Below are 14,812 nucleotides of genomic sequence, written 5' to 3'. Positions count from 1 at the left end.
CCTCTCATTAATACCTGTAATTAAACCACGAGGTTAACCAATTTGTTTGGAACCACAATTTCTTTTTTGGTTGGTCCTGTTAAGAACTGTTGAACTTCTGGTAACGCTTTAGCTTGAGCTAATAATTCATCTTTAGAAATATCAACAGAAACTTCAAGTTTACCGCGAAGTTTACCATTTACTTGTACAACAATCGTTTGGGTATTGCGTGTTAACGCAGAAGCATCAACTTCAGGGAAAGTTGCTTCTGTTAAGTCCGTACCAAACTGAGCCAATAAAGTCTGGCTTAAATGCGGAGCAAATGGAGCAAGCAACGTTAACAATGTTGTGATTGCTTCACGTTCTACAGCAACGTCGTTGTCATCTTTTGCTTCAAACTTATTGCTTGCGTTTAATAATTCCATTAACGCGGCAATTGCAGTATTGAATGCATGACGACGTTCAATATCATCACTTACTTTTTGAATCGTTTCGTGAGTCTTACGACGTAAATCTTGAGCGTCTTTAGACAAGTTTGCCGTATCAATTGCAGTTGCAGCGTTTCCTTTTTCAAGGAAGCTTGCTACCAGACGCCATACACGTTTCAAGAAACGGTTTGCGCCTTCAACACCTGCATCAGACCACTCTAAAGATTGATCTGGTGGAGCAGCAAACATCATAAATACACGTGCTGTATCTGCGCCGTATTGATCAATAATGGCTTGTGGGTCAATACCGTTATTTTTCGACTTAGACATTTTTTCTTGTCCGCCGATAATCACTTCTTGACCGTCACCTGAATATTTTGCAGAAATGATGCGACCTTTCTCATCACGTTCTAATTCGATGTCAGCAGGGTTGAACCAAGTTTTCTTACCATTTTCGGCTTCACGATAGAATGTATCTGCAAGCACCATGCCTTGAGTTAACAGGTTGGTAAATGGTTCATTACCTTGTACAACGCCTTCATCACGCATTAATTTGTGGAAGAAACGTGCATAAAGTAAGTGAAGAATCGCGTGTTCAACACCACCAATATATTGGTTTACAGGAAGCCAGTTTTGAGCTGCTTCAGGTTTAACCATACCGCCAGTGAAGTCTGGAGATGCATAGCGTGCGTAGTACCAAGATGACTCTACGAATGTATCCAATGTATCTGTTTCACGGCGTGCATCGCCACCACAGCAAGGACATTTCGTTTCATAGAATTCAGGCATTTTATTAAGCGGGTTACCTGAACCATCTGGAACAACGTCAGTTGGTAATACAACTGGAAGTTGGTCTTCTGGAACTGTGACTTGACCACAAGTATCACAGTTAATCATTGGAATTGGACAACCCCAGTAACGTTGACGAGAAACACCCCAGTCACGTAAACGGAATTGAACTTTAGAGTTTGCTAAACCTTGTGGTTCTAATTTCGCAAGGAATGCGTCAAACGCAGCTTGGAATTCTAAACCGTCAAACTCGCCAGAGTTAACAAGTTTACCTTCTTTAGAACCGTACCATTCTTGCCACTCAGTTGCAGAGTAGTCTGCATCGTCAGCGCCTTTGGCATCAATCACTTGTTTAATTGGCAAGTTGAACTTGTTCGCAAATTCAAAATCACGTTCGTCATGTGCTGGTACAGCCATTACTGCGCCAGAACCGTAAGACATTAATACGTAGTTTGCGATCCAGACAGGAAGCTCTTCACCAGTGACAGGATGTTTTACAAACAAGCCTGTTGCCATGCCTTTTTTCTCGGCTGTTGCCAAGTCAGCTTCTGCAACTGAACCCATGCGGCATTCTTCAATAAATGCAGCTAATTTAGGGTTATTTTCAGCAGCTTTAAGCGCAAGAGGGTGTTCTGCTGCAACAGCAACGTATGTTACGCCCATAAGCGTATCAGCACGTGTTGTATAAACAGTTAAGCCGTCAGCATAAATTTCGGTATTAGCAGATGGGAAAGTAATTTCCATACCTGTAGAGCGACCAATCCAGTTACGTTGCATGGTCAACACTTGTTGAGGCCAGCCGTCTTGTAAGGTATCTAGGTCATCTAATAGTTCTTGTGCATAGTCCGTAATACGGAAGTAGTACATTGGAATATCGCGTTTTTCAACCAATGCACCAGAACGCCATCCACGACCATTTTCAACTTGTTCGTTTGCCAAAACTGTTTGGTCAACCGGATCCCAGTTTACTGTTGAAAGTTTACGGTAGATCAAACCTTTTTTATAAAGCTGAACAAACAACCATTGTTCCCAGTGGTAGTACTCTGGTGTACACGTTGCAAATTCACGGTCCCAATCAACAGATAAACCTAATTTTTTTAATTGGTCACGCATATAAGCGATGTTTTCAAATGTCCATTTTGCCGGAGCAACTTTATGGGCAATTGCAGCGTTTTCCGCAGGCAAACCAAAAGCGTCCCAACCCATAGGTTGTAGTACGGTTTCGCCTTTTAAACGATAGAAACGGCTAATTACGTCGCCAATTGTATAGTTACGCACATGACCCATGTGCAGTTTGCCACTTGGGTAAGGGAACATTGACAGGATGTAACGATGTTTACCTTCGACAGTGTCGGCAACTTTAAAGACTTTACGATTTTCCCAATCTTGTTGGACGGATGGTTCAATCGTGTTTGCTTGATATTCTGGGTCAATGTGAGAAATAGTCATAGACGTAAGCTATACAACGAAAATTGAAATGAAAGATTGCTGCACAGCATAGCGCAAAATAGAGGAAAATGTCAGTTTTTAGATCACGATTTTATCTTTTAATATGCGCTATAAAAATTTCCCAACTTATTCTTCTTTATTTTAAATCCGAGAAGAGTGGTGAAAGTATTCACCACTCTCATTTTACTTATCGTGGTGCTGAAGCTGATGGAGCAGGTGCGGGTGCAGCAGGTGGAACTGCTACTACAGGTGCAGTTTTTTCCTGCGTGGCGTTAGCTGCTTCTGGTACGGCTTTATCTGTTTTAGTCTGAGCTGGTTGTTCTGGGTTTGATGTCGGATTCTTTACAGAAGGCTGGGTACCGTAAGTTGAAACTTTGTTCAAATGTTTCGCACCTTTAGGTGGTGGCGTCGTGGTGTAATGTGTCGAGCCGTTTTTATCTACCCATTTATAATACTGCTCGGCCTGACTTTGAGTTGAGCAAACTAAAATTGCTGTGGTGATTGCTGTATATAAGCTTGTTTTTAAATAAGATAAATTCATATTAGATGTTCCCCAAAAAATACTGACTATATTTAAATAAAGTTCATAAATAAGCAATTTAGAATGCATGGTTTTATATAAAAAAGAGTATTTTTTTAATAAAAATGGAGAGGGAATGAACAAATTTACGGCTTAAGATTAGATTAAAAAAACAACAGCTAAAACTTTTTATGGAAAAACCATTTCTTTATTCTTGACTTTGTATATAGAAACAACAAAAATGCTTTCTCTAGTTTTATATGTATTTACTCGATCACCCTTCGAATAAATATCATGTTTTGTAATAGACATTCTCTCTAGCCGAGAGATTGATTTTACTAAAGTATGTATATCCAGACATGCTTTATTAATGTTAAAACAGCTTATACGGCTGAAAAACAGAAATTTTTCTATTGCAACGAAAACTAGACAATATGTGTGCTATAACAGTGCAGACAATTCAATGAATGAAACACTATTTGTGCCTTCCATAAATAGTGATAAAAATTTTAGGGTGAATCACGTTGGAACTTTTATCTGGTGGTGAAATGCTCGTTCGTGCTCTTGCGGACGAAGGCGTTGAACATGTTTTTGGTTATCCAGGCGGCGCTGTATTACATATTTATGATGCGCTATTTCAACAAGACAAAATCAATCATTACCTCGTGCGCCATGAGCAAGCTGCTGGTCATATGGCAGATGCCTACTCGCGTGCTACAGGTAAGACTGGCGTAGTACTGGTCACTTCTGGTCCGGGCGCAACCAATACAGTAACTCCAATTGCAACAGCTTATATGGACTCAATCCCAATGGTGATTTTGTCTGGCCAGGTTGCATCACATCTGATTGGTGAAGACGCTTTCCAGGAAACTGACATGGTTGGTATTTCACGTCCTATCGTGAAACACAGCTTTCAGGTCCGTCACGCGAGTGAAATCCCTGCAATTATTAAAAAAGCATTCTATATCGCGTCAAGTGGACGCCCTGGTCCAGTTGTAGTCGATATTCCTAAAGATGCGACGAACCCTGCAGAAAAGTTTGCCTACGAATACCCTGAAAAAGTGAAGATGCGTTCATATCAACCGCCTTCACGTGGCCACTCTGGTCAAATTCGTAAAGCAATTGATGAATTACTTACTGCAAAACGTCCTGTTATTTATACAGGCGGTGGTGTCGTACAAGGTAATGCTTCTGCGTTATTAACCGAACTTGCACATTTACTTGGTTATCCGGTAACTAACACACTTATGGGGTTAGGTGGATTCCCGGGCGACGATCCACAGTTTATTGGCATGTTGGGCATGCATGGTACATACGAAGCCAATATGGCAATGCACCATGCAGATGTAATTTTGGCGATTGGTGCGCGTTTTGATGACCGCGTAACAAATAACCCAGCCAAATTCTGCCCGAACTCAAAAGTGATTCATGTCGATATCGATCCTGCGACCATTTCAAAAACGATTATGGCGCATATTCCGATCGTTGGTGCAGTAGAGCCTGTTCTTCAAGAAATGTTGGCACAGTTAAAACAGTTAAATGTGTCTAAACCAAATCCTGAAGCAATTGCGGCTTGGTGGTCTCAAATTAATGAATGGCGCAAAGTTCATGGTTTGAAATATGAAAACCCATCTGATGGCACCATGAAGCCACAGCAGGTTGTTGAAACTTTATATAAAGTAACCAATGGTGATGCCATCATTACTTCTGACGTTGGTCAACATCAGATGTTTGGTGCACTTTATTATAAGTACAAACGTCCTCGTCAATGGATCAACTCAGGTGGTCTTGGCACCATGGGTGTTGGCTTACCTTATGCAATGGCTGCGAAGCTTGCTTTCCCTGACCAACAAGTTGTTTGTATTACGGGTGAAGCTTCAATTCAGATGTGTATTCAGGAACTTTCAACCTGTAAACAATATGGCTTGAACGTAAAAATCTTGTGCTTGAACAACCGTGCTTTAGGTATGGTGAAACAATGGCAAGATATGAACTATGAAGGTCGTCATTCAAGTTCTTATGTTGAGTCATTACCTGACTTTGCCAAGTTAATGGAAGCTTATGGTCATGTAGGCATTCAAATTAATCATGCCGATGAACTTGAATCTAAGCTTGCAGAAGCAATGGCCATCAATGATAAATGCGTATTTATCAATGTTATGGTTGACCGTAGCGAACACGTTTATCCAATGCAGGTTGCAGGTCAATCTATGCGTGACATGTGGATTTCTAAAGGGGAGCGCATTTAATGAGACATATTATTTCTGTACTCGTTGAAAACGAAGCTGGTGCGCTTTCTCGTTTGGTGGGCTTATTCAGCCAACGTAACTACAACATTGAAACTTTGAATGTTGCACCAACCGAAGATCCGACATTATCGCGTTTGACGTTAACGACTTATGGCGATGACCATAAGATCGAACAAATTACGAAACAGCTCAACAAACTTGTTGAGGTGGTAAAAGTAGTTGATTTATCAGAAGGTTCACACATTGAACGTGAACTTATGCTAATCAAAGTAAAAGCATTAGGTGCATCACGTGCCGAAATTAAGCGCACTGCGGATATTTTCCGTGCGCAAATTGTAGACGTGACACCAACGACCTATACCATTCAAATAGCAGGGACAACTGAAAAATTAGATGGTTTTATCGATGCGCTTGCAGAAAACACCATTCTTGAAGTCGTTCGCTCAGGTGTATCAGGTATCGCCCGTGGCGAAAAAGTTTTAGCCATTTAATTTTTTAAAAAGTATTTTAGCGGAGAACACAAATGCAAATTTTTTACGATAAAGACTGTGACTTATCAATCATCCAAGGCAAGAAAGTTGCGATTATTGGTTACGGTTCTCAAGGTCATGCTCATGCACTTAATCTTAAAGACTCAGGCGTAGACGTAACTGTAGGTTTACGTGCAGGTTCAGCTTCTTGGAAGAAAGCTGAAAACGCTGGTCTTAAAGTTGCTGAAGTCCCAGCAGCAGTTAAGCAAGCTGACCTCGTAATGATTTTGACTCCAGATGAATTCCAATCACAACTTTACCGTGACGTGATTGAGCCAAACATCAAAGAAGGCGCGACTTTAGCATTTGCTCATGGTTTCTCTGTTCTATATAACCAAGTTGTTCCACGTAAAGACTTAGACGTAATCATGGTTGCGCCTAAAGCTCCTGGTCATACTGTACGTTCTGAATTCCAACGTGGTTCAGGTGTTCCTGACCTAATCGCGATTCACCAAGACGCTTCTGGTAATGCACGTAACGTTGCGCTTTCTTACGCTTCTGGCGTAGGTGGTGGTCGTACAGGTATTATCGAAACTTCATTCCGTGAAGAAACTGAAACTGACTTATTCGGTGAGCAAGCAGTTCTTTGTGGTGGTGCAGTTGAACTTGTTAAAATGGGCTTCGAAACTTTGGTTGAAGCTGGTTATGCACCAGAAATGGCTTACTTCGAATGCTTACACGAACTTAAGTTAATCGTTGACTTGATGTTCGAAGGCGGTATCGCTGACATGAACTACTCAGTTTCTAACAACGCTGAGTACGGTGAATACGTAACTGGTCCTGAAGTAATTAACGAACAGTCTCGTGAAGCTATGCGTAATGCATTAAAACGTATTCAATCTGGTGAATACGCGAAGATGTTCATCCAAGAAGGTGCGTTGAACTACCCATCTATGACAGCTCGTCGTCGTCAAAATGCTGCACACGGTATTGAACAAACTGGTGCTAAATTACGTGCGATGATGCCTTGGATTCAAGCAAACAAAATCGTAGACAAAGAGAAAAACTAATACTCTTTTCTATTGTTTAAAAAGACCCTGCTTCATGCAGGGTTTTTTTATTTTAGAGCAGCTAAAATAAGCTTAAAAAAACATCATTAAGGTCAATTGACCTAGATTTAAGAAATCCTATATTTTTCATATAATTGGATGCTTAATTTTTGTTTACTTTATTGATTTCTAAAGTAAAAAATACTTGACCAAATGTTAGATAATGTTATTGTTTATAACTGACCAAAAAAGTCGAATTTACTATTTTTCTTTAACGTGTTTAATTGTATTTTGTGCAATGAATTGAACAAAATAAAAAAAAGTATTGAATAATCATGGAAGTCCAATATGGGTCATGTTGATTACGATAGCACATTGATCGTCGGCTCTTTTATTGCGGCTGGCGCTATTTGCTATATTGTGATTTCCATGGAGCAACTAATATTTAAGCAAGCCTATCAAAAGATTGAACCGCTTATTTTATTATTTAATGGATTATTACTCGCTGCGGCTATTAGTATTGTCCATATTGTTGGCATGCATGCTTATCATTTATTTGAAACTGCCAACGCTAATCTTTCTTTAATTACGCTTTCTTTTGGTATTAGTGCTGTACTTTCTTGTGTGGCAATTTGGCTCACTTCCCGTTTTACACTACCATTATTTAGGTTGGTTTTAAGCTCAGTCATTATGGGCATTGGTATTTCAGCTTCATATTATGTAAGTATGCTGGGCTGGAATATTGATATTTATAAGAAAGATTACACCTCATTTCTCATTTTATTTTCTGACTTAATTGCCATGAGTGGTTCAGGTCTAGCTTTTTTGTTGGCCTATAAATTAAAAGAGAGCGAGCGTAATCGAGTAAGTTTAAAACTCGCTTTTGCAGTCATGATGACTTTAAGCATTATGGGCATGCACTATACGGCACTCATTGCGACCAATATTACCGATAAATTTGTGAGCCAATATCAGGCTGAACATGACCTGTTGCTGTTTACTATTATTCTGGTTACATGTCTGGTGCTGGTCGCGAGTTTTATTGTCGCCGTGCTAGAACAACGACTGAACCAACGAAATTTAGAACTCCGTAAAGCCAATAAAGAACTCGCCAATCTCTCCATTCAAGATAACTTAACTAAGCTGCCAAACCGACTTTATTTAGTTGATTACGCAGAAGTTCTTTTGTCAGATCATCGTTATAAAGACCAGAAAATTGCTTTTCTCTATATTGATTTAGACCGTTTTAAATCGGTAAATGATGCCTTTGGTCACCACATTGGTGATCAACTGCTTATACAAATGGCCAATCGCTTACATTGGCAACTCAATGAAAAATGTAAGTTGCTTAGGATTGGCGGAGATGAATTTTTATTAATAGCTGAAAATACCGATACTGAAGAGGCAATGCAACTTGCTGAAAAAGTATTGCAGCTTATTCAAGACAGTTACCAAATTTCCGGTAAAGAAATTAACATTTCGGCAAGCCTTGGCATCGCATTGTTCCCTGAACATGGGCAGAATGTTCAAGACCTGCTAATGAATGCCGATGCTGCCATGCTGATGTCTAAAGAGCAGGGCCGCAATACTTACACCGTCTTTAGTTATTCAACCCACCAACAAGAAACCAGAAGTCAGTCAAAACTGATCAATGATTTATATAAAGCAGTCGAAGAAAAACAATTTGTTCTTTATTACCAACCAAAATTTAATACCAACCTTGAGATTTGTGGGGTAGAGGCGCTCATTCGCTGGAACCACCCAACTTTAGGTATGCTGACACCACATATGTTTATTGGTGGCGCGGAAAAGACAGGTTTAATTATTCCAATGGGATATTGGGCGCTTGAACAAGCCTGTCAGCAAATTCAGGAATGGGAACGTAGCAATACCCAGTTTTATCCAATTGCAGTCAATTTATCGGCTTTGCAGTTTGAAAATAAAAAGCTCTTTAGTACCCTCGAAGGTTTGTTAAAAAAATACCAAATTAAGCCTCATCACCTCATTATTGAAATTACTGAATCAACTGCAATGCGGCATATCGACTTAAGCATTCGTGCTTGTGAGCGGCTGCGTGATATGGGCATTCGTGTCGCAATTGATGACTTTGGAACAGGGCACTCAAGCTTCTTATATTTAAAAGACTTACCAGTCGATGAGCTTAAAATTGACCGTGGTTTTATTGTCGATTTAAAACCGGGCTCAAAAGAAGAAGTCATTTTAGAAAGTATTATTCATTTGGCGAAAAAGTTAGGCTTAACCGTAACAGCCGAAGGGGTGGAAACTCAGCAGCAAGTCGAAATTTTAACGCGTTTAGGCTGTCAGCAGTTCCAAGGTTACTTGTTAGGAATGCCTGTAAATGTAGGGCAACTGATTCAGTCACAAGGCGCTCATTTTGTTTAACGAACTTGTGATAAATTTTAAAATTACAATTTTATATAATATCTAAAATAATAATTTATTTAATCTAATGAAAAATAATAAGAATTTTAAAAACTTGTCATAAATTCCACATTGACACTTCTAAACTCTCAGATTATCCTTTGCCTGCTGGCCTACATTGCCAGGTGGTTTTGACAGACCACATACGACCGCATCAGAGTTTTCCCGTCTGAGGGATAGTTCTGTGTGTAAGCTCCTCGTCTTCTCCCGTAGCGGTAGGACGGGAGAGGGACACCTTCGGGTGTGCTGGCGTCGTACCAGTCTGTCAACCCTCTTTCGTTCTGCCACCATAATTCTTTATTAATGCTTTGGCAGAACTCCCCATATAAGGAGTTGGCTGTGCATACTTTTTTTACACCTCCCGATTAGTCTTTAGCGTGGTTTGATCACTTTCGAGTTTTCAGGCTTTAGTTCGTCACGACTAAAAAATCATATCAACAATAAAACTTGAGATGCCTTAGGACCATCTTTGGGGCCTTTGCATGCTTTTTTTGCCTAGAGCAAAAGTTGCGGCTGTTTTATCTCATTTAGACACAACAACAAATTATTTTATAACGGTACATATATGCCATATTCAGATCTCTCATTTCGCGCGTTAAGTGTGCTTCATACATCTCGTTATCTTTTTAATGACCATGGTTTTCACAACGTTGGTGTAGACCGCATTGTAGAAGAAGCGGAAGTGACCAAAACCACGTTTTATAAATATTTTCAGTCTAAAGAGCGGCTTATTGAAATGAGTTTAAACTTTCAAAAAGATGCTTTAAAAGAAAAAGTCTTCTCAATTATTTACACACAAAAAGATTTAGTGGTGCGTGAAAAGTTAAAGGAAATATTCTTTTTACATGTCAATCTGGAAGGGCATTATTATTTGCCATTTAGAGCTATTTTTGAAATTGAAAAAATTTACCCTACAGCCTATCAAGTGGTTATACAGTACCGTCAATGGTTAATTGATGAAGTTTATAAATTGCTTTTAACAGCGAAGAACGATGCTACTAAAAAAGATGCTCATATGTTTTTATTTGTAATTGATGGGGCCATTATTCAAATGCTAGATGAAACGAAGGCTGATAATAGAGAACTGTTATTACAATATATTTTAAAAAGTATTTTTCTTAGTGATTAATTAATTAAATAGATGAGCTTAACTAACATTAGAGTTTTATTAATAAATTTTTTTAAGAAAAGCTTGAGCTTATATAAAATAAGGCCGCTATGCATTTAAAACATAACGGCCTAATCTATATATAGCTAAGAAGATGAAACAAGTCTGTTCATGTAAAAGAGTATGTATTCAAGCTTTCGTATGGGTTAAAACAAGGTTTATTTATGAGATAGCGTCATAAATGAGTTTGTGGCGAATTTCTTTAGATGTTAAGTAGCCCATATCTTTGATCCTTTTGTGATTATCGCAATTAGATAAAAGAACTAATTTTTTAACCTTAAATATTGGCTGGAGATCAACCTATAATGTTAAAACTATTAGATCAGTTCATTGATGGGGTAACTATAAAATTTAAAAAATTGTAAAAGTAGATTGGTACTAGCTTTTAAAAATATAGTAGTATTATGCTATGTAATTATCTGTATTTTAATGAATTATGATTGATAAAAAATTATCAAGGTTAGAGCAGCTTGAGCAGGATATATGGTTAAACTTTTGTTACTACTATGAGTGTGAATTGAATAATGAATTAATAGAAACGGAGAATCAATCATATATTGATCAAAAAGAAAAAATCATAAAAAGAATGCAGCAGAATGATTTTCAATTGAGTGAGCAGTCAGCTTTTCATTTAGAAATGATGGGGGATGTGGTTTCAATCTCTTTCAAGCCATTCCAGATTGCACAGCTTTTAATGCAGATAAATACATTAAGACCTGAGGTGAATAACTTGCCTGCCAAAATTTTCCAAAGGCAATATTCAGATATTTTAATTGCTTATGTGCAAATGCTTGGTGGGGTGGAGTTTATTCAGAACCGTACACTTGCCAAAAGTGCAAAGGCAATTATTGCAGTCAAAGCTCGTTACGACAAGCATTTATATCCAAGACGGGAAATTTTATATCGCACTTTAAGAGAGCAGATTGTGCGTCGTGGCAAATGGGATAATTTGAATCAAGCAGTTAATTTTGTGCTTGATGATCTAGTCAAAGCTTTTGAGGTTTACGATATTGAATGGCTTCAGTCTGAACTTGTGCTTAAGCAAAAAATGCTCAGTGAATTAGAGCAGGAGAGTAAGCAGTTGTATGCTAAAGCTCAGTCAGATGGCGTGCGAAGAAAGCCAGCATCAATTGGGAAAAAAATAGAAAAATTACAGCTCGAACTTAACAATCTTAATCAGATACTGAAAGCAAAATATCCTTCTAAAGAGATGGAAAAGTTTGGGTATAAGATGCCTTACAGTGGTGGATACATTGCCGAAACCATCATTCATGAGCTCCGAACTCAGCCTGATATATTGAAAGAAATCTTGTTCTAAAAGTTTGTTTTAAGCTGTACCTGTAAAATATATCTAATGAAAATTTGGCTGAATTGATCCTAGACAGTATCGTGGACAACAAATCCCTCTAAATTCTTAAAATATTTCTGTTCAAAGGCTTCTGGGCTTAACTAGCCGTTTGCGGAATGCCTTCTGACCCGATTGTAATAAATCTCAATATAGTCAAACAAGACAGTATTCGCTTCTTTTCGAGTGGCAAACACACTGCCATGGACCACATGACCTTTCAATGTATGAAAGAAGCTTTCGGTCACTGCATTATCCCAACAGTTTCCCCTGCGTGACATACTTTGAACGCAGTTATTCGTCAATAATAGCGTCCTAAAATCACGACTACAGTACTGTGAGCCTTGGTCCGAATGCACCATGACACCCATTGGATACCCCTGACGAGCCATTGCATAATGAAACGCATCACACACCAATTGACGGTCTATTCGATGGCTGATTTGCCAACCGACGATACGACGGCTGAATAGATCCAGCATCACACACAAATACAGCCAACCTTGCTTAGTACGGATATAGGGGTGAGTAGACCAAGGGAATTTCACCCTTAGCCCCTCGCAGAACCGGACGTGAACCTCTCGATTCATCCGGCTCCCATTATCCAACCGGTGGTAAACATCCCATTTTCCAATGCACAAAGGCATTTGGAAAATCACGTGCAAGCCGCCCTAAGGCATATTTAGCTCGTCTTTTATGACGGGCTAAATTTTTATACTTACGCCTCATCCAGCGTATAAGATATGCATTCATGTGTCTCCAAATCACTGACATCGCTGAACTATGGAAACGACCATAGTATTGTTGCCAGCCTAGAAGAATTGGATTAAATATTGCTGATAGATCAGTTAATTCACGCTCACACATCAAATGTAGATGCCATCTCCGGATAGTCTGCCGCATTGCCTTAAGTGCATCACGACTGACCGCCGGAGAAAAATTCACATAAACCCTTTGATATTTGTCTACAGCCTTACGGGGCCTAAACGTGTATCCGAGAAAAGTAAATTGAACATCGGGATATGCTTTGCGACGATTAATATCTTGGCAATAAACAATCTTTGTCTTATCTGGATGCAATTCGAGCCCACATTCACGAAATCGTGCACCAATCTTTTGTAAAACAAGTTTGGCTTGAGATAAACTCCGGCAATGAATCACTCCGTCATCCGCATAGCGGCAGAATCTTACACTCGTAAGATTCTTGGTAATCCACATATCAAAAGCATAATGCATAAATAAATTTGCCAACAAAGGACTTACAACACCACCTTGCGGTGTGCCACGATTCCTTTCTAAAAGATGGCCATCTATGTCTTGCATGGGTGCTTTTAACCAGCGTTCTACGTATAGAAGAATCCATGGGATTTCGCAGTGTTTCTTGAGTGCACGCATCAGTGATCATGATCGATGTTATCAAAGAGACCCTTGATATCAAACTCCACAACCCAGTCATACTCCCAACTTCGTCGCCTCACCATAGCTATCGCATCATGGGCAGAACGCCCTGGACGATAGCCATAAGAGTTTGGATGAAATAGAGGATCAATCTGTGGCTCCAACAAGAGTTTGACAGCCGTCTGTGCTACTCGATCCGCTACTGTCGGAGCCTGTAAATTATTTTGTGTAAGTTCCATTTTTTATAAATGATCTTTTAATCGATCATCGAACTGAATCGTAAACCAATTCATTGCTAAACGCCAATTTTGAATTGGCATCGTCCATTTCTTCGCAGCATTTGATGTTGCTAAGTAAATGACCTTCTTTACTGAGTCATCAGATGAAAAGATTTTCCTTTTCTTCGTTGAATGGCGTATTACGCTATTCAACGACTCAATCGCATTTGTTGTATAAATTGCATGACGTATTTCGGCTGGATAGCTAAAGATCGTTCGGATATTTTCCCAATTGGCCCGCCAGGATTCTCCAATTTTGGGATACTGGTGATTCCATTGATCACAGAAGATGTCTAGGGATTTTAAAGCATTTTCCTCTGTACTTGCCTGATAAATCGCTTTCAGACCCGACGTAACAGCTTTGTAGTCTTTCCAGCTTACAAATCTCAGGCTATTGCGTACAACATGCACGATACACAGTTGAATATCAGTATGAGGGTAAACAGAGGCTATCGCGTCAGGGAAGCCTTTTAATCCATCTACACAGGCAACAAGAATGTCCTGTACTCCTCGATTTTTTAGCTCTGTCATGACTGACAGCCAGAATTTGGCACCTTCTGTCTGAGCAATCCACATACCCAGTAATTCTTTTTGCCCATCCATATTGATGCCTAAAGCAAGGTATACGGACTTGTTAATCACATTGGAGTGCTGACGGACTTTGACAACAATACAGTCAAGATAGACAACAGGATAAAGGCTATCTAAGGCTCTATTTTGCCACTCAGTCACTTGCTCAATCACAGCATCGGTAACTTTGCTGATGAGAGATGCTGACACATCGGCATCGTACATTTCTTTGAAGAAGGCTACAATTTCCCTATTAGTCATTCCTTTTGCATACAGTGAGAGGATTTGGTCATCCATACTGGTGATGCGTGTTTGGTGCTTTTTTATAATTTGTGGCTCAAATGAACCTTCTCGATCACGGGGAATATCTAAAGCCAGTTGTCCATCTTGAGTTGTAATGGTTTTAGAACTAAACCCATTACGGCTATTTGAGCCTTTCTTGGGCTGATGCTTTTCATAACCGAGATGGTCTGAAAGTTCAGTATTGAGTGCAGTTTCAATCATGAATTTTTTAAAGACTGCTGTCATTTGGTTTAAGTCTTCTGGTGTTTTTAGACCTTTAGCCAATTCGGCAGCCATACTTTTGATTGTTGCTTCATCCATGTGAAGTACCTTTTGTAATTATCCTCTGAAGGATAAATGAAAATTAAGTACTTACACAAAATTTAGAACAGTCCC

Annotated in this window: 11 protein-coding genes and 1 pseudogene; 6 read left to right on the top strand and 6 right to left on the bottom strand. The window is 39.3% G+C overall.

What is annotated here, in order from left to right:
* Window positions 1-20: 20 nt before the first annotated feature.
* Window positions 21-2,645 carry a leucine--tRNA ligase gene (leuS, locus tag MKL35_RS09855; protein ID WP_032009822.1) on the bottom strand — a complete coding sequence of 875 codons (2,625 nt, stop codon included), beginning with the start codon at window positions 2,643-2,645 and terminating at the stop codon, window positions 21-23.
* 187 nt (window positions 2,646-2,832) lie between these two features.
* Window positions 2,833-3,186, bottom strand: a complete 354-nt coding sequence (locus tag MKL35_RS09850; RefSeq protein ID WP_032009820.1) for a DUF4124 domain-containing protein — start codon at window positions 3,184-3,186, stop codon at window positions 2,833-2,835.
* Window positions 3,187-3,689: 503 nt separating this feature from the next.
* Here MKL35_RS09850 and MKL35_RS09845 point away from each other — a divergent pair.
* The 6 genes from MKL35_RS09845 (at window position 3,690) to MKL35_RS09820 (ending at window position 11,861) form a co-directional block, all read left to right on the top strand.
* Window positions 3,690-5,414: an acetolactate synthase 3 large subunit gene (locus MKL35_RS09845; protein WP_002053493.1), complete on the top strand. Its 1,725-nt coding sequence runs from the start codon at window positions 3,690-3,692 to the stop codon at window positions 5,412-5,414.
* Window positions 5,414-5,905, top strand: a complete 492-nt coding sequence (gene ilvN / locus MKL35_RS09840) for an acetolactate synthase small subunit (protein WP_001215920.1) — start codon at window positions 5,414-5,416, stop codon at window positions 5,903-5,905. Before MKL35_RS09845 ends, ilvN begins: the two co-directional genes overlap by 1 nt.
* 32 nt (window positions 5,906-5,937) lie before the next feature.
* Window positions 5,938-6,954, top strand: a complete 1,017-nt coding sequence (ilvC, locus tag MKL35_RS09835; protein WP_002053209.1) for a ketol-acid reductoisomerase — start codon at window positions 5,938-5,940, stop codon at window positions 6,952-6,954.
* 327 nt (window positions 6,955-7,281) lie between these two features.
* Window positions 7,282-9,336 carry a bifunctional diguanylate cyclase/phosphodiesterase gene (locus MKL35_RS09830; protein WP_209796318.1) on the top strand — a complete coding sequence of 685 codons (2,055 nt, stop codon included), beginning with the start codon at window positions 7,282-7,284 and terminating at the stop codon, window positions 9,334-9,336.
* Window positions 9,337-9,940: 604 nt separating this feature from the next.
* On the top strand, window positions 9,941-10,504 hold the full coding sequence (locus tag MKL35_RS09825) for a TetR/AcrR family transcriptional regulator (RefSeq protein WP_106479673.1): 564 nt from the start codon (window positions 9,941-9,943) through the stop codon (window positions 10,502-10,504).
* Between the two features lie 475 nt (window positions 10,505-10,979).
* The gene (locus MKL35_RS09820; protein ID WP_039250473.1) at window positions 10,980-11,861 is read left to right on the top strand and encodes a hypothetical protein; all 882 of its coding nucleotides are present in this window, start codon (window positions 10,980-10,982) and stop codon (window positions 11,859-11,861) included.
* Between the two features lie 59 nt (window positions 11,862-11,920).
* Here the strand turns inward: MKL35_RS09820 and MKL35_RS09815 are convergent.
* From MKL35_RS09815 to MKL35_RS09800, 4 genes and pseudogenes are all read right to left on the bottom strand, one after another.
* Window positions 11,921-12,424: pseudogene (locus tag MKL35_RS09815) on the bottom strand (IS3 family transposase); the annotation flags it as partial.
* A gap of 64 nt (window positions 12,425-12,488) precedes the next feature.
* Window positions 12,489-13,211, bottom strand: coding sequence for a reverse transcriptase domain-containing protein (locus MKL35_RS09810; RefSeq protein WP_264673578.1), 723 nt, complete (start codon window positions 13,209-13,211; stop codon window positions 12,489-12,491).
* A gap of 71 nt (window positions 13,212-13,282) precedes the next feature.
* On the bottom strand, window positions 13,283-13,525 hold the full coding sequence (locus MKL35_RS09805) for a reverse transcriptase domain-containing protein (protein ID WP_270913520.1): 243 nt from the start codon (window positions 13,523-13,525) through the stop codon (window positions 13,283-13,285).
* Between the two features lie 3 nt (window positions 13,526-13,528).
* Complete coding sequence (locus MKL35_RS09800) at window positions 13,529-14,737, bottom strand: IS256-like element ISAba26 family transposase (RefSeq protein ID WP_000343018.1); 1,209 nt, start codon at window positions 14,735-14,737, stop codon at window positions 13,529-13,531.
* Window positions 14,738-14,812: the final 75 nt, after the last annotated feature.

Source organism: Acinetobacter sp. AOR41_HL, from assembly GCF_027854645.1.
GTDB classification, from domain to species: Bacteria; Pseudomonadota; Gammaproteobacteria; order Pseudomonadales; family Moraxellaceae; genus Acinetobacter; species Acinetobacter nosocomialis.
Note: the sequence above shows the minus strand (reverse complement) of the source record. Positions and strands in the feature narration are given on the sequence as shown.